Origin of the sequence: Actinoplanes sp. NPDC051343 (genome assembly GCF_044455125.1) — a bacterium.
In the GTDB taxonomy this organism is placed as follows: Bacteria; Actinomycetota; Actinomycetes; order Mycobacteriales; family Micromonosporaceae; genus Actinoplanes.
On the sequence record NZ_JBITEL010000053.1, the window covers coordinates 1 to 1,509 of the forward strand.

Below are 1,509 nucleotides of genomic sequence, written 5' to 3' on the forward strand. Positions count from 1 at the left end.
AAAGGAGCACACCTTGACCGAGACTCATGTCGCCACCTCCACGGCGCCGGCATTCGCCACCGGAACGGCAAAGCAGCTACTGATCGACGGTCGATGGGACGACGCCGCCTCGGGCGAGACCATCGAATCGGTCAACCCCACCAACGGCCGCATGCTGCCCCGTCTCGCCCTCGGTGCGGACCGGGACGTGGACCGGGCGGTCGAGGCGGCCCGCCATGCTTTCGAAGGTCCCTGGCGGTCGTTCCGGCCGGCTGACCGCCGCCGGGTGCTGCTTCGGCTCGCGGATCTGATCGAGGCCCGGGCCGAGGAACTGGCCATGATCGACGCGCTCGATTTCGGCGCGCCGCTGCGGCTGGGGCGATGGATGGTGGCCAATGCGGTCGACACGTTCCGGTTCGCGGCCGGGATGGCCACCATGCTGCACGGCGACACGATCGAGAACTCGAGCCCGACGCCGGCGTTCAGCTATACCCGTAAGGAACCGGTCGGTGTGGTGGGCAGCATCATCCCGTGGAACGGCCCGCTCTTCGCCGCGGCCTGGAAGGTGGCCCCGGCGCTGGCCACCGGCTGCACGGTCGTGCTCAAGCCGGCCGAGCAGGCGTCGCTGACCCCGCTGCTGCTGGGCCAGCTCTGCCTGGAGGCGGGCATCCCGGCCGGCGTGGTCAACGTCGTCACCGGCGCGGGCGCCGCCGGCGCCGCGCTGGCAGCGCATCCAGGCGTTGACAAGATCGCGTTTACCGGTTCCACCACCACCGCGCAGCACATCATCCGGGCGTCGGCCGGCAACATCAAGAAGCTGACGTTGGAACTCGGCGGGAAATCGCCGCACATCGTCTTCGCCGACGCCGATCTTCAGGGGGCCGCGGTCGCCGCGGCGGCGGCGGCCTACAACAACTCCGGCCAGGTCTGCGCGGCCGGCACCCGTCTCTACGTGGAGCGCCCGGTGTACGAGGAGTTCACCGAGCGGGTGGCCGCGGTGGCCGCGTCCCTGCGGGTCGGCGATCCGCTGCTCGACGACACCGATCTCGGCCCGCTGGTCTCCCGGGAACAGTTCGACCGGGTCACCGGCTACCTGACTGCAGGGCGGGAGGAGGGCGCGACCGCGCGTACGGGCGGTTCGACTCCGAGCGACCCCGCGCTCGCCGACGGGTTCTTCGTCGAGCCGACGCTGTTCACTGCGGTCACGGACGACATGTCGATCGCCCGGGAGGAGATCTTCGGTCCGGTGTTGTCGGCGATCGCGTTCGACGACGTGCGCGACGCGATCACCCGTGCCAACGACACGCCGTACGGCCTGGCCGGCGGCGTCTGGACGCAGGACATCGACAAGGCGCTGACGGTCAGCGAGGGATTGCGGGCCGGCATGGTGTTCGTCAACGGCTACGGCTTCACCGACCCGGCCGTGCCGTTCGGCGGCTACAACATGTCCGGGTACGGGCGGGAGAACGGCCGCGACAGCTACGACCAGTACCTGCAGACCAAGGCCGTCTGGATCCGAAGGAAGTAGCG

General features: G+C 70.0%; 1 protein-coding gene. It reads left to right on the plus strand.

Annotation, left to right across the window (positions count from 1 at the left end):
* Window positions 1–1,507 (plus strand): aldehyde dehydrogenase family protein (locus ACIA5C_RS48615; protein ID WP_396068199.1); only part of this gene is annotated, 1,507 nt, incomplete at its 5' end.
* Between the last annotated feature and the right edge of the window lie 2 nt (window positions 1,508–1,509).